At 60.6% G+C, this 13,758-nt stretch carries 9 protein-coding genes; all 9 read left to right on the top strand.

The genetic code is table 11. From position 1 onward, the window contains the following. Positions 1–32 precede the first annotated feature (32 nt). The 9 genes from KJQ12_RS05965 (at position 33) to KJQ12_RS05925 (ending at position 13,713) form a co-directional block, all read left to right on the top strand. Positions 33–395 (top strand): hypothetical protein, encoded by a 363-nt coding sequence (locus tag KJQ12_RS05965; RefSeq protein ID WP_213483881.1) that lies wholly within the window; start codon positions 33–35, stop codon positions 393–395. Positions 396–814: 419 nt separating this feature from the next. Beyond that, positions 815–1,852, top strand: coding sequence for a LacI family DNA-binding transcriptional regulator (locus tag KJQ12_RS05960; RefSeq protein ID WP_213483880.1), 1,038 nt, complete (start codon positions 815–817; stop codon positions 1,850–1,852). Positions 1,853–2,048: 196 nt separating this feature from the next. Then, positions 2,049–3,341 (top strand): ABC transporter substrate-binding protein, encoded by a 1,293-nt coding sequence (locus tag KJQ12_RS05955; protein WP_425315962.1) that lies wholly within the window; start codon positions 2,049–2,051, stop codon positions 3,339–3,341. Positions 3,342–3,402: 61 nt separating this feature from the next. Next, on the top strand, positions 3,403–4,308 hold the full coding sequence (locus KJQ12_RS05950; protein ID WP_213483878.1) for a carbohydrate ABC transporter permease: 906 nt from the start codon (positions 3,403–3,405) through the stop codon (positions 4,306–4,308). After that, positions 4,301–5,125, top strand: a complete 825-nt coding sequence (locus KJQ12_RS05945; protein WP_213483877.1) for a carbohydrate ABC transporter permease — start codon at positions 4,301–4,303, stop codon at positions 5,123–5,125. The genes KJQ12_RS05950 and KJQ12_RS05945 overlap by 8 nt, the downstream gene beginning before the upstream one ends. Then, positions 5,122–8,814, top strand: coding sequence for a glycoside hydrolase family 31 protein (locus KJQ12_RS05940; RefSeq protein ID WP_213483876.1), 3,693 nt, complete (start codon positions 5,122–5,124; stop codon positions 8,812–8,814). Before KJQ12_RS05945 ends, KJQ12_RS05940 begins: the two co-directional genes overlap by 4 nt. Before the next feature lie 177 nt (positions 8,815–8,991). Continuing rightward, positions 8,992–10,770 carry a cache domain-containing sensor histidine kinase gene (locus tag KJQ12_RS05935; RefSeq protein WP_015256137.1) on the top strand — a complete coding sequence of 593 codons (1,779 nt, stop codon included), beginning with the start codon at positions 8,992–8,994 and terminating at the stop codon, positions 10,768–10,770. Next, positions 10,748–12,217 (top strand): response regulator, encoded by a 1,470-nt coding sequence (locus KJQ12_RS05930; protein WP_213483875.1) that lies wholly within the window; start codon positions 10,748–10,750, stop codon positions 12,215–12,217. The genes KJQ12_RS05935 and KJQ12_RS05930 overlap by 23 nt, the downstream gene beginning before the upstream one ends. 143 nt (positions 12,218–12,360) lie before the next feature. Further along, a complete protein-coding gene (locus KJQ12_RS05925) occupies positions 12,361–13,713 on the top strand; it encodes an ABC transporter substrate-binding protein (protein WP_015256135.1) in 1,353 nt (450 codons plus the stop codon). Positions 13,714–13,758: the final 45 nt, after the last annotated feature.

Raw genomic sequence — 13,758 nt, 5'->3', positions numbered from 1 at the left:
CGTGGCCGGCCGGAGAGAAGGGAGAACCGAATATGATGATGGCCAAAACCTTTTCCGCATTCCTGTCCGCCATCCCCCTGTCGGCGATATTTACGTTCAACCAGAGGAACGCGCCGGACAACGATTCGTTTGGATATGTGTTTTTTACGGGGAGCATGGTCCTTGCCGCCTTCTATCTCCTTGTCGGCATCCCGTCCGTGATGGCGGACCGCATTGCATATCGAAGCAGACACCGGTTTGTATCGCGGGAGGCGGTTTATTTTATCTTGGGTGCCGGGTTTGGCCTGTTGTTCTTGCTGGTCAGGGATTTGCGTTACGATTTCGGATTGAGCGGCAGCATGCTTCGGACGATCTTGCTGTTCGGGCTGGCCGGAACGGTCTTCGCGGTCTTATGAATATTTAACCGAAAGAATGATTAACCTGATGAAGCGTTGACCGGATGCATTCTTACATTTTATGAGCGCGGTTTTTGCGAAATTCGATCCATATCCTGCGGATCTGCATCACATGAAGCCTTTCCGTCTCTGACAGGCCGAATGTGATGTATGTTTGCACTAGATGGCCTTCGGGAGTCCGTCCGGAGCAAAATAAGGGTTTGCAATCCAAAATGAAAGCGTTTATACTTAACTTAAACGTTTAATAAAAACCGGTGCCCTCACAGCATGATTCCACACAGAAAAACGGGAAACAAGCGTAATAACGAACCAAATCACTGCGAATACACGGGAGAAAATTCGGCTTGTCCGTGCCAATCCCCCATGTTTCCCGCATATTTTTTTCAAACCGAGGTTAAACGCTTAACATTAAAGGGGTCATGATCTTGAAGCGAAGAACGACGATCAAAGACGTGGCCAGACACGCCGGCGTATCCACCGCGGCGGTGTCGTACGTGCTCAACGGCAAGGAGAACCGGGTGTCGCCCGAGACGGTCGAGAAGATCCGCGAAGCAATCCGGGAGCTCAACTACATACCGGATTTCTCGGCCAGGAGCCTGGTGAAGAACGCGTCCAAGCTGGTCGGCGTCATCATTCCGCAGACCGAGGACAGCAAGCAGCTCATTCTCGAGAATCCGTTCTACAGCGAAATGGTGAGCAACATCGAATCGAAGCTGCGCGAGCACGGATACCATCTCATCCTGTCCGGCGTCGACAAGGGCAAAAGCTACCTGGACATCTCGGTGCAGCGCAATCTGGACGGCGCGATCATCATGGGCATCTATCCCGAGCAGTTCTACGCGGAGCTGAAGGAAGTGAAGATCCCGATCGTGCTGATCGACAGCTACATCAACGACACCTATTTCAGCAAGGTCGGCATCGACGACGAGCAGGGCGGCTATCTGGCCACCCGGTACTTGATCGACCGCGGGCACCGCAATATTGCACTTGTCACCGGCAGCATCCGCAAGGATGGCGTCGTCGAGAAACGGTTCCTCGGATACAAGCGCGCCCTGCAGGAAGCGGGCATTTTCTACAATCCCGACTACGTGTTCGAGCATTCGGTCAGCTACGCGTACGGCTACGAAGCCGGCAAAGCCATCGCCGCCGGCCATCCCGAGATTACGGCGGTCTTCGCGACGGCGGACATGGTCGCTTTCGGCGTCATCCAAGGGATCAAGGAATCCGGCAAGGACGTCCCGGAAGACCTCTCGGTGATCGGGTTCGACGACATCTTCCTGTCGCGCATGTTCGTGCCGCCGCTGACGACGGTCAGGCAGGATATCGCCCTGAAAGGAAGGAAAGCCGCGGAACTGCTGCTCGAGATTATCGAATCCGACGAACCGGACGTCGTCGACAGGAAAATGGAGGAGATCCCGCTGTCCATCGTGGAGCGGCAGACCGTGCGTTCGCTGTAGCCGCCGATCCCGGAAATGCGCGGATTGACGCGGCTTAGTCTGAATCGGAGGTGAGACCCGAGATTCGGCGTTCGATCGTTTGGGTTATCAGATGGCACAAGGCATTTGGCACAAACCACGCAATAGGGGGAAATCAGCGATGAAGTGGAATGGGAAACAGTGGAAATTACTGGCGCTTTGCCTGCTGGTCATGGCGATGCTGATTGCGGGCTGCTCGGGCGGAGGAAAATCGACCGGCGACACGGGCGGAACAACATCGAACAGCGGTGGCGGATCGTCACAGGGCAACCAAAGTTCGGGCGATTCCGGCGGCAAGTCTGAGACGGTCACGGTCAAGTTCACGAACTTCTCCGCTTCGGGAGATAACGAGAAACATCTGCAGAAAATGAAAGAAGAGTTCGAAAAGCAGCATCCGGACATCAAGGTCGAAATCGAGACGCTGGCCTATGACGACTATTTCACCCAGATGCAGACCCGGGTGGCGAGCGGCACGGCTCCCGACGCCTACGAACTGAACTACGAAAACTTCGTCTCGTACGCGAAGAAAGGCGTGCTGCTCGACCTGACGCCGATGTTCGGCGGCTTCGATACATCGGTGCTGAACAAAAACGCGCTGGAAGCATTCAGCACGGACGGCAAGCAGTACGGACTGCCGGCCAGTTTCTCGAACGTCGTGCTGTTCTACAACAAAGATCTGTTCGACCAGGCCAATGTGAGCTATCCGACGAGCGATTGGACCTGGGCGGACGCGGAGCAGGCGGCGGAGAAAATCCGGTCGCTCGGGGACAATATTTTCGGCATCTATCAGCCGATCCAGTTCTGGGAATTCTACAAAAAGGTGCAGCAGAACGGCGGCAGCCTGATGAACGCGGACATGACGCAATTTACGGTCGACACGCCGCAAAACGTGGAAACGCTTCAACACATGGTGGACCGCGTGCTGAAGACGAACGTCATGCCGACGGAAGCGCAGATGGCCGGCATGGGCGACTGGGATCTGTTCAAATCCGGCAGGCTGGGCATGCTCGTCACCGGCATCTGGGCGTTCCCCGACTTCACCCAGAACATCACGTTCAACTGGGATATCGAAGTGGAGCCGGGCAACACGGCCAAGGCGACGCACTTCTTCTCCAACGGCCTGGTCATCAACAAGGACAGCAAGGTGGCCGAGGCGGCGTTCGAGTGGCTGAAGTTCATGTCGGCCAGCAGGGAAGCGGCGCAAATCCGCGTCGACGCGGGCTGGGAACTGCCGGCTGTCAATTATGAGGACGTGCTCGACAAGTATTTGCAGGTGACGCCTCCGAACAACAAGAAGGCGGTGTTCGACTCGCTGAACTACCTGGTTACGCCGCCGGTCGTGGAACAGAACGCGGAGATGACCGACATTATCGGGCTGCATCTGCAAGCCGCGCGCGACGGCGTGAAATCGCCCGCCGACGCGCTCCGGGATGCACAGAAGGAGCTTGAGCAGCGAATCAAGCTGCAGTAACACCGTTCATTGATTCTGGCACCAATCATGCCATTCTTGAAGTCTTGAAGGAGAGGGAAGCATGCCGCGCGTAAGCAAGCATAACGGGTGGTTCGCGGCGATCTGGTTTCTCCTGCCCTGCCTGACGGGGCTGATCCTGTTCAACCTCATCCCGGTGGCCGGGGCGTTCACGCTCAGTTTCACCGATTGGGACGGGCTCAAACCGATCGCGCCGAAAGACGGTGTGCCGGCATTCGTCGGTCTGGACAACTATGCCTCGATCCTCGGCGGCGACGAGTTCTGGCGCGTGCTGCGAAACACCGCCGTATACATCGTGCTCTATATCCCGCTCATCCTGATCGCGTCCATCGCTGCGGCGATGCTGCTCCACCGTCCTTACCGGGGCGTCTCCGTCTACCGGGTGCTGTTCTACATTCCGGTGCTGACCTCCTGGGTGGCCGGGGCGCTCATCTTCAAATCGATCCTGAGCCCGGAATACGGCGGCGTCAATGATCTGCTGAACCAATTCGGCATCAAGGGGCCGGGCTGGCTGTACGACCCGAATTGGGCAATGCCGGGCATCGTGCTCGCAAGCATCTGGAAGGATATGGGTTTCTTCGCACTCATTTTTCTCGGTGGGCTGCAAGGCATCGATTCGTCCTACTATGAAGCGGCGAAGATTGACGGCGCGGGCCCCTGGCGGAGGTTCCGGCACGTTACGCTGCCGCTCCTGTCGCCGATCACGTTCTTCGTGACGGTCATCTGCCTCATATTCTCGTTCCAGCTGTTCCCGCAGGTGATGATCATGACGGACGGGGGACCGCACGGGGCGACGCAGGTCATGGTGGAACGCATTTACCGCTACGCGTTCAGTTATTTCAAGATGGGGTATGCTTCCGCCTTCTCCTTCATCCTGTTCGCGATCATCTTCCTGTTCACATGGCTGCAGCTCAAATTGCAGAAGAAGTGGGTGCATTACGATGCTTAGGCGATACGCGGGTCCCTTTTTCTTCTATGTGATGGCGACGGCGATCGCGGTCATCGTTTTGATCCCGTTCTTCTGGATGATCAGTACGTCGCTCAAGAGCAAAGGGGCGCTCACCGCCGTACCGATCGAGTGGATTCCGGAGGAGATCAGTTTCGAAGGCTACCGCAAGGTGTTCGATGTCTTCCCGTTCGCACGGACGATCCTGAACAGCGCATTCGTCGCGGGTTTGACGACCGTCGTGAGGCTGGCGGCGGCCGCCATGGCGGCGTACGCGTTCGCCAAGATGCGGTTCCGGGGCCGCGACATCCTGTTTGCCGCGGTGCTCGCGACGATGATGATTCCGCAGCAGGTCACGTTCATCCCGCTCTTCCTGGTGATGAAAGAACTGCAGCTCATCAATACGTTCACGGGTCTCATCGCGCCGTCGATTTTCAACGCGTTCGCGATCTTCATGATGCGTCAGCACATGCGGACGGTGAACGACGCGTATCTCGACGCGGCGGTGATGGACGGCGCCACCCACCGCACGATCTTCGTCCGGCTGATGCTGCCGCTGAGCGCGCCGATTCTGGCTACGCTTGCCGTTATCGCGTTCATGGACGCATGGAATGATTATCTGTGGCCGCTTGTCATGCTGTCCGACCCGAACAAGATGACGCTGCCGCTCGCGCTCAGCAAGCTGAGCGGGCAATATGCGACGGACTACAACACGCTGATGGCGGGCAGCCTGATCTCGATCGTGCCGATCGTGGCCGTCTATCTCGCCGCGCAGAAACATTTCAAAGCCGGCCTGCAAGTGGGCGGTGTGAAAGGATGAACGATGTGCTGGGACAACTGGATGCCATTCGCGCCCGCTTGGATGAGTTGGACGTGAGGACGGCGGCATTTCTCTGCTACCTCGATGTGAAAATGAAACAGCGGTACGACGAATGCGGGACGTACTTGCGGCGACTGGCGGTTCGGGTGGAGGAGCGGGAAGATTTTCTCGAGTCCGCCTTCTGGCTGTGGGCGCTCGGCGAATACGCGGCCGCTTCCGGAGGAGCGGACGCGCTGCAGGAATACGCCGGCGCCGCGCGGAAGGCCGTGGCCGTCATCGGCCGTGAATGGAACCGGCCGCATCCGCATTGGCTCGTTCCGGACGGCCGCGCCGTGTATCTCGGCAATCTGGCGATTGCCGCCGGCGGACTTCGGGCGGCAACCCTCCATCTGCAGGACGAAGAGGCGGGGCGCCTGCTGCGGGACATCCGCGAATTCGTGTTCAGTGGCATGATGCACCAGGGCGGCGTGACCGGCGTGCTGGGCAGCCGCGAGATCACCGGCGACATCGGCATCGCGGCGGTTCCCTTCGGCCTGTTCAATGCCGGAGATGTTGTGCTGACGGGCGCGGTGGATTGGCTGGAAGAACATCTGGCAAACGGCGGTGTCCGGTTCTCACTGCACGATACGCGGTACGGGGGATGCGTCCGGCCGGATCTGACGGCGCTCCTCGCCTGGTATTACTCGGAGCGCGGCAACCTCGCCAGGGCCGCGAAGCTGCTGGAAACCGTCCGGCGGCAGCAGGAGCGTGACGGGAAGCTGGCGGAATACGACATCGCCTCCGCAGTCGTGCCGCTCTATGCCCGGTATGATCTGGAGACGTCCGGTCCCCCGCGGGACAGCGATCTGGCCTGCATCGTGTACGAAATTGCGAGGATCAATCTGGAGCAGAAGTCCGCTTCCGGGCCCGCGGGCGGCCGGAGCTTGCGGATCGCGCACCGGCCTGCCGGCAGCCGCTCTCCGTATATTAAGGAAGCGGTTGAGCGGTTCCCCAGGGATCCCGAAGAAGGCGACGCGGTGACGGTAAGTGTCCGGACGGAGCCGTATCGCCCGTCGCAGAAGTTGGTTGTGCAGCTGGCGGCGGACGGGGACGACTGGGAGAGCGCAGCGTCCATCCCGATGGAACCCGGCGTTTCGGAGGACGGCCTGCCGGTCTGGCGCGCGGAGCTGGGGAGGTTCGGCTTTGGCAGCCGGGTGGCTTACCGGTTCGTCGCAACTGACGAGCAGACGACGGCAGTGTCCGAGCCGCACGCGTTCCGGGTTCGGGGCTGGCGGGCGCTTGAGCCGGCGTCGCTGCGCAAGCGGGAGGGCGGAGCGGAGCTGATCTTCCGCCCGCTCGAAGGAAGTGCCGTTTATCCGCGCATTGCCTTTACCGTCGAGAACGGCCGGTCGCTGCGCTGTGTTTTCGATGTCGGCGGCGAATTGGAGGCGGCGGACGATCCGGCGTGGGACGGTGAGATTGTCGCCGGGAATTACAGGCTGCGCGTGGACGCCGAGAGCGGTCATCTGGTATTGCGCGACGCACAGGGCCGGATCGTCGCGCGGACGTACGACCTCGATGGGACGGCGCCGTTCGAAGCGCTCACCGACGGGGATGGCGCCGTGCACAAGCTGCGGCTCAATCTGCGTCTGGAGCCGGACGAGCGGATGTACGGCACGGGCGAGCGGTACGCCGACCTGGAGTACGCCGGCCGCGACGTCGATCACTATGTGTTCAACCAATACCGGAGCCAGGGCATGCGGACGTATATCCCGGTCCCGCTCGCGATCAGCTCGAAGGGGTACGGCCTGTACCTCCATACGGGCATGTATGCCGTCTTCCGGTTCGGTACCCGGCTGAGCGACCGGTTCGAAGCCGAAGTGGACGTGCTGCCCGACCGTCCCCGCACGGAGTTGCACCTGTTCCCGGGCGCGCCGTCGGATGTGCTTCAGGCGTACACGGACGTGACGGGCAAGCCGGCGCTGCCGCCGAAGTGGGCGTTCGGACCGTGGATGTCCAGCAACAACTGGGACAGCCAGGCGGTCACGATGGAGCAGGTGGAGCAGACGGTCCGCCACCGGATACCGGCCACGGTGATCGTGTTGGAGCAATGGAGCGACGAGGCGACGTTCTACATCTTCAACGACTGCCAGTATGAGCCGAAGCCCGGTCTGGACGCGCACCGGTACGAAGACTTCCGCTTCCCGGAATGGGGGCGCTGGCCGGATCCGAAACGGATGGTCGAGGACATTCACGCCCAAGGCATCCGCGTGTTGCTGTGGCAGATTCCGGTCATCAAGTTCATGGAAGGTCTTCCCCATGCCCAGCGGGATGAAGACGAGAAGACCGCCCTGGAGCACGGGCTGGTCGTCCGCCGGGCGGACGGCGAGCCGTACCGGATTCCGCCTTATGAATGGTTCAAGGACAGTCTCGTGCCCGATTTTACAAACCCGCTGACGCGCAAATGGTGGTTCGGCAAGCGGCGGTATTTGATCGAGGACATCGGCGTGGACGGCTTCAAGACGGACGGGGGCGAGTGCATCTACGGGGATGTCGTTTTTCACGACGGACGGAGCGGCCTCGAGATGCGCAATCTCTATCCGAATGAATACGTCGGCGCCTATTACGACTTCGCCCGGGAGCTCACCGGCGGCGACGCCGTCACGTTCAGCCGCGCGGGCTATTCCGGTGCGCAGAATTACCCGCTGCACTGGGCCGGAGACGAGCGCTCCACCTTCGAGGCGTTCCGCAGCTCGGTCATCGCGGGGCTTGCGAGCGGCATGTCCGGGCTGCCGTTCTGGGGCTGGGATCTGGCCGGTTTCCACGGCGACATCCCGACCGCCGAACTGTACGTGCGGTCGGCGCAGATGGCGGCGTTCTGCCCGGTCATGCAATACCACGCCGAATCCAAGGGCGAGTTCAACCAGGATCGCACACCGTGGAACGTGGCGGAGCGGACGGGCAAGCCGTGGGTGCTGACGCTGTACAAGCGTTACGCCGACCTGCGGATGAACCTGCTGGCTTATATCTATGACCAGGCGATCAAGACGAGCCGGACAGGCATTCCGCTGATGCGGGCGATGGCCCTCGCGTATCCGGACGATCCGCGCTGCGCCCGGCTCAAGGAGCAATACATGTTCGGAGACGCGCTGCTCGTCGCGCCGGTCGTGGAGGAAGGGCGGACCGTGAAGGACGTTTACCTGCCGGCAGGCTTGTGGCTGCCGCTGTTCGGCGGCGATTCGGTCTTGGGCGGCCGTATGGTGCGGGTTGAAGCCGCCATCGAGGACATACCGGTGTTCCAACGGCAGGACAGCGTCGTGGCCTGGAACCTGCCGGAAGACTATGCGCTGCCGGGCGACGTCGGCAACCGCGTCGACGGCTATGTGAACCTGACGTTCAGCCTGTTCGTGCGGGAGCGCCTGGACGAGACGTTCGAGGACGATCTGGGAAGCCGCGTCCGCATTCAGGCGGAGCGTACGCCGGACGGGCTGCATGTCCGCCTCGACGGACGGTGCGCGGCTCCGGCGGTCACGATCGTCGTGCGCGATGTGCCTGGCGTCCGGTCGGTGACGGACGGCGCGTCGAGGGATCTGCGCCGGGTCGAAGTGCCGCACGTGCTGCAGCCGGGCGGATACGCGGTGCAAGGCGGCGATCTGTATATCAAGACGGACGAGTGTGCGAGCGAATGGCGGATTCATTTTGCATCATGAAACCGAAATGTCAAAGCAGCCGGTCGGGAATCATCCTGGCCGGCTTTTTTTGTCGGCCGCATTAAAAATTCGGACATCCACCCAAATAAGAAGCGCTTTCAATTTTCCGTGAGACTCTTTATAATGATTGAACTCCCGAAAGGTTCGGACAAAAGCGATCGAGGGTGGGGATGCGTCATGCCCGAGAAACAACGACAATGGATGGCCCGATTCCGCCGGCTCCGCATCCGCGACCGCCTGTTTGCGGCGATGATTGTCGTATCCCTTCCGCCCCTGTTCTTTCTCGGATTTCTGTCATTCAACATCGCCAGGGACACGCTGACGGAGTCCATTCTGGAGTCGAACGGCGACCATCTGCAGACGACGAGCGAAGTGGCCGACCTGCTCTTTCGCAACATCATCAATCTGAACCGGTTCATCGTGCTGAACGACGAGATTCTGGACGACCTCAGGAACAGCAAAATCCGCAACAGCCGGGAGCTCAGTGAAATGAACGAACTGACCATCAACCGGCTGCAGCGCGTCATCAACAGCAACTCCTTCGATACGCGTTTCGTCGATTCGCTGTGCATTTTCGACAACTATTATCAGACCTACTGTCTCGGACGGCCGGACAATGCGGGGAAGTACGAGGGGCCGGATAAGAAGACGTTGATCGAACAATCGGACTGGTACAGGGAAGCGGTGGAGGCGCAGGGGCGCGTCGTGTTCTTCAGCTACAACGTGCTGGACGGATCGACAACTTCGTTCTCGACCGTCAAGCTGTTCCGCGACCCGGAGAGCATTCAGGGAAAACCGCTCGGCCTGCTGGTCACCAATCTGTCCGTCTCCTTGTTCCAGAACGTTTCTCAGGCCACCCGGGATTACGGCCATTTCGTGGTCGTCGACGCGACGGACGATGCGGTGCATATCCTCTATCCCGAGGCGTGGAGCGGCCCGCGGGACGAGGCCGTCACCTATGACGATCTGATCGCCGAATGGGAAAACGAAGGCTATCTGGTCAGCGATTATCGCAACGTCTCGACCGGCTGGCACTTCATCCATCTCCTCCAAAAAGAGGAACTGCTTGCCCGGTCGAACCGGATCGGCACCTACACGGGACTCATCGCCGCGCTGATCGCGGTGGTGGCGCTCACCATTTCGTACCTGGTATCCGGCGGGATTACGCGCCCCCTGCTGCGGCTGAAGAAAATGATGGTCGACTGGAACAAGGGCACCCTCGATTTCAACGTGAAGTTCAATGACGACGAAGTCGGGACAATCGGAGAAACCTTCCTCCGCGTGGCGTATCAGAACATGGAGCTGGACGCCCGGCTCATCCAGGCGGAACTGCGCGAACGGGAAGCGGAGCTGCGCGCGCTGCAGGCGCAGATCAACCCCCACTTCTTGTACAACACGCTGGACTCCATCTACTGGATGACCCGGCTCAAGAAGACGGAGGAAGCCGCCACGATGGCCCTGGCGCTGTCGGAAAGCTTCAAGCTCAGCCTGAACAAGGGGAAGGAGACGATCCCAGTCTTCAAGGAACTGAAGCACATCGAGCATTACATGACGATCCAGAACATCCGCTACAAGGGACGCATCCGCCTTGAAATGGATGTGGAGCCGGATGTGATGAAATATGAGATGCTCAAGCTGATCCTGCAGCCGCTGGTGGAGAACGCGGTGTATCACGGACTGGAGCCGAAGCCGGGGGACGGCTTGATCCGGATCACGGGCAGGCAGGACGGTGACGAGCTGGTCTTCGTCGTGGAAGACAACGGTGTCGGCATGGAGAATATCGCGCTCATCGAGCAGGGATACGGGCTGCGCAATGTGCGGGAACGGCTAAGGCTCTATTACGGGGACCATTGCGCCTTCACGGTATGGAGCTCGCCCGGCGACGGAACCCGGATCGAGATTCGCTTCAATCCTGGCAAAGGGGGATCGGTGCATGTGGAAGGCGGTCGTGTGTGACGACGAGTATATCGTGTTGGAAGCCCTGAGCATCATGATCGACTGGGAAGGCCTCGGGATCCGTCTGGTCGGCACGGCGGAAGACGGACTGTCCGCCCTGGAACTGATCCGCAGGGTGAAGCCGGACATCGTGCTCACCGACATCCGCATGCCGGGACTGGACGGACTGCAGTTGATCGAGACGGTGCTCTCGGAAGCGCCCGATACGCATTGCATCGTGTTCAGCGGATTCAACGAGTTCGAGTACGTCAAGCGGGCCATCCGCCTCGGCGTGGCCGACTACGTGGAGAAGCCGATCACGGAGGAGGCCATCGAGCGGGCGTTGGGCAAGGTGCTCGGCCGGATCGAGCGGGAATCGGCAATCCGATCGATGGAGCGGAAGCTGCAGGATACCGACGAGGCGCTGCTCGAGAAGGCGGTCTGGGAGCTGCTGCTGTTCGGCAAGGAGGCGGAGCAGGCCTGGCGGGAGCAATTCGGCCCGGAAGGCGACCGCGTGGCCGGCGTCACCGTGCTGGCGGCCGCGGAGCCGTTCCGATTGCCGGAGCATCCGGCCTATCGCGCCATCCATCTGCGGGACGACAAGCATCATCTGGCCGTGATGTTCCATTATATGGACCTTCCGTCCGCCCATTGGGACAGCCTGGTTGACGAACTGGACGACGCCGGCCTGGCGGTCGGCATCAGTCTGACGCATCCGCCGGAGGAGGCGCACGCCAGTTGGCGGGAGGCCGTGCAGGCGCACAAGGCCGCCAAACTGCTGGGCATCCGCGGAGCCGTCCGGTTCGGCGAGCTCGGTTCCGGATCGGACAACCCGAGCCACCTGTCGGCCCTCGAAGAGGCGATCCTGCTCGCGCTGCGGGCGGGCAGCAGAACGATGGTCGCGGAGGAGGCGGACCGCTTCCTGCGGGAGATCCTCGAGTCGAAGCCGGACCCCGACACGGTGGAGAGCGAAATGCTGAAAATCATTTACGCGGCGGAGGAAGCGGTCGGCGAACATCGGGACCCGTCCGGAAAACCCCACATCGAGATCGCCGAAGCCGCCGCCGAAGGCCGGCTGTCGGAATGGTTCCGCGAGCGGCTGAAGCGGCTTGCGGAACAGGCCGCCGCGAGCCGGGACCGGGACAAGCATTCGGCGATCGAGAAGGCCAAGGAATACGTGGTGCAGAACGCCTTCCGCGACGTGTCCCTGCAGGAGACGGCGTCCTTCGTCGGTCTCCATCCCGCCTACCTGAGCGTGCTGTTCAAGGAAACGACCGGCGAGACGTTCATTCAGTACCTGACCCGCAACCGGGTGGAACTGGCCAAGTCGCTGCTGCGCAAAGGCATGAAGATCAGCGAAGTGAGCGACCGGGTCGGCTACATGAATCCCCGCCATTTCGGCGAAGTATTCAAGCGGCATACCGGCATGACGCCCGGACAATACCGGGATTCCCAGTTGTCGTCATGAGCATCCGGCCGGCACTAAAAATTCGGACCCCGATCCAAAAAAGATCGCGATTTATGAAGGAAGCGTTTGCAATTAAAATGGACGCAAGCGGGAACCCGGGACCTGCAACCGCGACTATCGCACATCAAAGGGGGATACCATCCGTGCAACGCAAATCCATCGGCATGATTCTGGCATGCCTGCTGCTGCTCGCCGGCCTCCTGTCCGCTTGCGGAGGCAACAACAACGGCAACAGCGGCGGCAGTACGTCCGGCACGAACGGCGCGTCCGAAGGAAGCTCGGCCGAGAAGAAGGAGAAAGTCAAACTGTCGCTGCTCGTGGACAACAGCCAGGATTCCATCAATATCGGGGAAGCCCTGAGCAAGGCGTTCACCGAGAAGAATCCCCACATCGAAATCGAGCTGGAAACGCGCCCGCAAGGCACCGAAGGCGACAACTTCGTCAAGACGCGCCTGGCGACCGGCGACATGAACGACGTCTTCTTCTACAACTCCGGCTCGCTTCTGCAGGCGCTCAATCCGGAACAAAATCTGCTCGACCTGTCGGGCGAAGCGTTCCTGGACAACCTGCTCGAATCGTACCTCCCGGTCGTATCCTCGGGCGGCAAAGTGTTCGGCGTGCCGTTCCGCTCCTCGGTCGCCGGCGGATGGTTCTACAACAAGAAAATCTATGAAGAACACGGTCTGTCCGTGCCGAAGACCTGGGACGAACTGATGGCCAACCTCGACAAGCTGAAAGGCACCGGCGTCGCGCCGATCATCGGTTCCTACAAGGATACCTGGACGAGCCAGCTGATCGTGCTGGCGGACTACTACAACGTGCAGCAAGCGGAGCCGAACTTCGCGAACGACTACACGGCGAACAAGGCGAAGTACGCGACCACGCCAGCCGCGCTGCGCAGCTTCCAGAAGCTCGGCGAGACGGTCGGCTACTACAACGAAGATTTGCTGGCCACCACTTATGACACCGCGCTGGCGATGCTGGCGGAAGGCAAGGGCGCGCACTATCCGATGCTGAGCTTCGCCGTTCCGGTCATCGAGCAAAACTTCCCGGATCTCATCGACGACATCGGCTTTTTCGCCCAACCCGGCGACGATCCGAACAAAGTCGGCCTGACGGTGTGGATGCCGGACTCGGCCTACATCTCGGCCAACACCAAGCATCCGGAAGAAGCGAAACAGTTCCTCGCGTTCATCGCATCGGTGGAAGGCGCGGAAATCATCTCCGGCGTGACCACGCCATCCGGTCCGTTCGTCGTCAAAGGCGCGGAACTGCCGGATGATGTGCCGCAAGTCGTCAAAGACATGATGCCTTACTTCAATGCGGAAGGCCAGACGTCTCCGGCACTCGAATTCCTGTCCCCGGTCAAAGGGCCGATGCTGGAGCAACTGACGGTCGAAGTCGGCGCGGGCATGCGCTCCCCGGAAGACGCGGCGGCCCTGTATGACCAGGACGTCGCGAAGCAGGCAATGCAACTCGGTCTGGAAGGCTGGTAATACCCGGCACCATCCGCTCAACGGGCAATCGGCTCTGCGGCAAGG

Origin of the sequence: Thermobacillus xylanilyticus, from assembly GCF_907165215.1 — a bacterium.
Classification (GTDB): domain Bacteria; phylum Bacillota; class Bacilli; order Paenibacillales; family Paenibacillaceae; genus Thermobacillus; species Thermobacillus xylanilyticus.
The sequence above is the reverse complement of the archived record's forward strand: the minus strand, read 5'-3'. Positions and strand labels throughout refer to the sequence as shown.

What these genes read in the sequence shown, in the direction of transcription:
- KJQ12_RS05965 (WP_213483881.1), top strand. Translation starts at nt 33, where the DNA reads ATGATGATGGCCAAAACCTTTTCCGCATTCCTGTCCGCCATCCCCCTG.
- KJQ12_RS05960 (WP_213483880.1), top strand. Translation starts at nt 815, where the DNA reads ATGATCTTGAAGCGAAGAACGACGATCAAAGACGTGGCCAGACACGCC.
- KJQ12_RS05955 (WP_425315962.1), top strand. Translation starts at nt 2,049, where the DNA reads ATGCTGATTGCGGGCTGCTCGGGCGGAGGAAAATCGACCGGCGACACG.
- KJQ12_RS05950 (WP_213483878.1), top strand. Translation starts at nt 3,403, where the DNA reads ATGCCGCGCGTAAGCAAGCATAACGGGTGGTTCGCGGCGATCTGGTTT.
- KJQ12_RS05945 (WP_213483877.1), top strand. Translation starts at nt 4,301, where the DNA reads ATGCTTAGGCGATACGCGGGTCCCTTTTTCTTCTATGTGATGGCGACG.
- KJQ12_RS05940 (WP_213483876.1), top strand. Translation starts at nt 5,122, where the DNA reads ATGAACGATGTGCTGGGACAACTGGATGCCATTCGCGCCCGCTTGGAT.
- KJQ12_RS05935 (WP_015256137.1), top strand. Translation starts at nt 8,992, where the DNA reads ATGCCCGAGAAACAACGACAATGGATGGCCCGATTCCGCCGGCTCCGC.
- KJQ12_RS05930 (WP_213483875.1), top strand. Translation starts at nt 10,748, where the DNA reads ATGTGGAAGGCGGTCGTGTGTGACGACGAGTATATCGTGTTGGAAGCC.